The 3,458-nt window shown below is 58.5% G+C and carries 3 protein-coding genes; all 3 read left to right on the top strand.

Going from position 1 to position 3,458, the window contains the following annotated elements; translation table 11 throughout:
- Window positions 1-187: 187 nt before the first annotated feature.
- From TRIHO_RS20070 to TRIHO_RS20060, 3 genes are read left to right on the top strand one after another with little or no spacing between them, the layout of a single operon-like run.
- A complete protein-coding gene (locus tag TRIHO_RS20070; protein ID WP_199484383.1) occupies window positions 188-1,435 on the top strand; it encodes a tyrosine-type recombinase/integrase in 1,248 nt (415 codons plus the stop codon).
- Complete coding sequence (locus tag TRIHO_RS20065) at window positions 1,432-2,376, top strand: tyrosine-type recombinase/integrase (RefSeq protein ID WP_058123597.1); 945 nt, start codon at window positions 1,432-1,434, stop codon at window positions 2,374-2,376. The genes TRIHO_RS20070 and TRIHO_RS20065 overlap by 4 nt, the downstream gene beginning before the upstream one ends.
- Window positions 2,373-3,371, top strand: a complete 999-nt coding sequence (locus tag TRIHO_RS20060; RefSeq protein WP_106406209.1) for a tyrosine-type recombinase/integrase — start codon at window positions 2,373-2,375, stop codon at window positions 3,369-3,371. The genes TRIHO_RS20065 and TRIHO_RS20060 overlap by 4 nt, the downstream gene beginning before the upstream one ends.
- Window positions 3,372-3,458: the final 87 nt, after the last annotated feature.

The raw sequence follows: 3,458 nt of genomic DNA, 5'->3' as shown, positions 1-3,458 counted from the left end.
GGCCCATAATGCCGCGCTCCGGTTTATGCCGCGCTTGTTCAGGCGAAGTCTTGTTTCCTGCGGTTTTTGTCGTTTTCCGGCTGCATAAGACTGTAGTTCAGAACCGCCATGTGAGCGTGGCGAACTGCGCAATTGGGGCCGGCGATCTGCCATAGGTGCAACCTTCAACCAAAAGAAGGAAACACTCATGGAAAACGATACGCACCCAGATCAAACGACGAGGCGGAAACTGAAAGCTGGCAGCCATGCCGATCGCTTTGCCCTACAGATCGAGGCGGAGGGATACGGCCTCCGTTCCATCGCCAATTACAGAACCACAGCCGAGGCGCTTTGGGCGGCGATGCTGGAGGCAGACGTCTGTCCCACTGAGCTGACCGATGATCGTGTGGACCATCTGGCGACGTCGATCATCAGTGCGGCTTCTGCGAGAGACCAAAAGCACTGTCGGTACCGCATCAATCGGTTCAGGGATTATCTCATTGAAAATGCAGGCGCACCGCCGCGCTCAGAACCGCCGCTCGACATGTCACCGAGGGCCTGCCTGAAACGGGAATACGAAACCTATCTTCGCAGTCAGCGCGGCTTGTCTGAGGACACAATTTATCACTGCCTACGGTTCTTTGATCGGTTCCTGACTGCGAAGTTCGGCTCTGGCCTGGGTGACTTGAACACCATCAAGCCAGACGACATCACTGGGTTCATACTTTGGTTGCGCAAGGAACAAAACGCGCCGCGGGACAAGACAGGCCCATCGCATCTTCGCAACCTCTTCCAGTTCCTGTTCTGGAGCGGAAAGACTGAGCGCAACTTGAGCAATGCTGTGCCGAAAGCCAGGCAGCCCAAACCGACCGGCATCCCGAGGTATCTGGAGCCGGAACAGGTCAACCGGCTCATTGAGGTGGTGCGCGACCACCAGAAAACGGGTCGGCGCAACTATGCAATGCTGATGCTGATCGCCCGTCTCGGTCTTCGTGCGCCGGAAGTGACAGCGATCGAACTGGATGACATCGACTGGCGCGCTGGAGAAATCCTGATCCGCGGCAAGAGGCAGTTGCACGATCGGATGCCGATGTCGGCGGAGGTTGGTGAGGCGATTGTCGATTACATCAAGAATGAGCGCCGGGGCCCGGACCGCGCGCTGTTCGTGTCGGTGAAACCGCCCTTCAAGAGGTTCAAGGACGCGCAAATCCTGCGATGGATATTGCGAGACGCCTATGACGCGACCGGCATTAGCCCGCCACAAGCCTATATAGGCACCCACATTCTGCGGCACAGCCTGGCCACCGACATGCTGCGAAAGGGTGCTTCGCTTGCTGAGATCGGGGACGTGCTGCGTCACCGATCTGCAATGACCACAACCATCTATGCGCAATACGATGTGGCTGCCCTGCGCTCGATCTCGCGCCCCTGGCCAACTTCGGGAGACGCCCAATGAAGACGCTGTCCCAACGACTTGATGAATATCTGGCCCTTCGGCGTTCGATGGGGTTTGACCTCTCCTTTGAGGAACGGGTCCTGCGCAAGTTCACGACTTATGCCGGTGAAAACGGGTTCAATCGGATCTCGACGCCCTTGTTCCTCGATTGGAAGGCAAACTACGGCAGCGCGGACAACAACACTTGGTCTCATCGCCTTGGTATGGTGCGCCGGTTCGCCTTTTGGCTTGCGGAGCACGACAATCGGACCGAGGTCCCGTCCAGCCAGCTTGTCACAGGCCGATACCGAAGGCGTGTCCCCTACATCTATGCGCCCAGTCAGATCGCGGATCTTGTCGTTGAAGCCGGTCGACTGCCGTCACCTTATGGCCTCCGTGCCGCATTGTGGCAGACCCTGTTCGGCTTGATCGCGGTGACGGGGATGCGCGTGAACGAAGCTTTGTCTTTGGATCAGCATGACGTCGATCTGGAACGCGCTATCCTAACGCTCAGAAACACCAAGAATGGCAAGGATCGACAGCTTCCCGTCAACGAGGATACCGCTCATTGGCTTGTTCGATATGCCGAGCTGCGGGATCGTCTGGTTCCGCAGCAATCATCCCGGTTCTTCATCAAAGAGGATGGCGAACCGGCGGGAGATTGCGGGGCACGCTACAACTTCGCGCAGGTCAGCAGAAACATCGGCCTTCGGTCACCACAAGCCTTCAACCGCCACGGACATGGGCCACGCATCCATGATTTGCGGCACACATTTGCCGTTCACACCATCCTGGACTGGTTCCGGGATGGCCGGGACATCGAAACTGAAATGTACAAGCTCAGCACCTATCTCGGCCATTCCGAGCCCAAGCACACGTTCTGGTACATCGAGGCCGTGCCCGAGCTGATGCAGTTAGCCGCGGCGCGGGCCGAACGGCGGGTTTTGGAGGACGCATCATGATCGCAACCTATCCATTGCCCGTCTATGTGCAGCGGTTCTTCACCGAGCGGCTGTTGACCCAGATGCAGGCCAGTCCAAACACGATTGCCAGCTATCGCGACACCTTCCGGCTCTTGCTGAGATACGCCGAGGCGCAGACAAGGCTGCCGCCGACTGAGCTACATGTGGCTCACATTGACGCCAACATCATCGGTCGGTTCCTGACCTTCTGCGAGGAGGAACGAGGTAACAGCGCGCGAAGCCGGAACACTCGCCTCGCGGCCATTCGCTCGTTCTTCAAATACGTCGCGGGCTGTGAGCCCCAGCTCCTGCACCATTGCCAGAAGGTGCTGGCGATGCCGTCCAAGCGGCACGAAAAACGCGTCGTGGACTTCCTGACCCGTGACGAGATGGAGGCCTTGCTGAAGGCACCTGACCAGACGACCTGGTTTGGGCGGCGCGACCGCGTTCTGCTTCTCACAATGCTCCAAACCGGCTTGCGTGTATCGGAGGTGATCGGCCTTCGCGTTGGCGATGTCGAGCTTGGCACCGGAGCGCACCTCAGATGCGTGGGCAAGGGTCGAAAAGAACGCGCAACGCCGCTTCGGACAGACAGTCGGTTTGCATTGAAGGCATGGCTTGCGCAGTGCCGGACTGAGCCCAGCGATCCCCTGTTCGCAACCATCCGTGGCAGGTCGCTCAGCAGAGATGCGGTTGAGCGAATTGTTCGGAAACATGCGGCAACCGCCGCCTCGACCAGCTCGACGTTCAGACTGAAGCGCGTCACACCCCATGTCTTGCGCCACACCGCTGCAATGCAGCTTCTACAGAGCGGTGTGGACCGAACGATTATCGCCCTTTGGCTGGGCCATGAATCGATTGAGACGACACAGGTCTACATCCACGCCGATATCGAACTGAAAGAAAAGGCGATGGCTCTGACAAAGCCGGTTGACCAGACGGGTGGACGATATCGACCGGGTGACGAACTCCTGGCATTCCTCGAAGCGCTCTGAATTATGCCGATATGCTGCGCCGATCTAACCGCAACGCAACAGGTTGTAAGGGTCGGCGCGGCATAAACCGGAGCGCGGCATTATGGG

The organism is Tritonibacter horizontis (assembly GCF_001518015.1).
In the GTDB taxonomy this organism is placed as follows: domain Bacteria; phylum Pseudomonadota; class Alphaproteobacteria; order Rhodobacterales; family Rhodobacteraceae; genus Epibacterium; species Epibacterium horizontis.
This window is presented reverse-complemented; position numbering and strand designations above follow the sequence as displayed.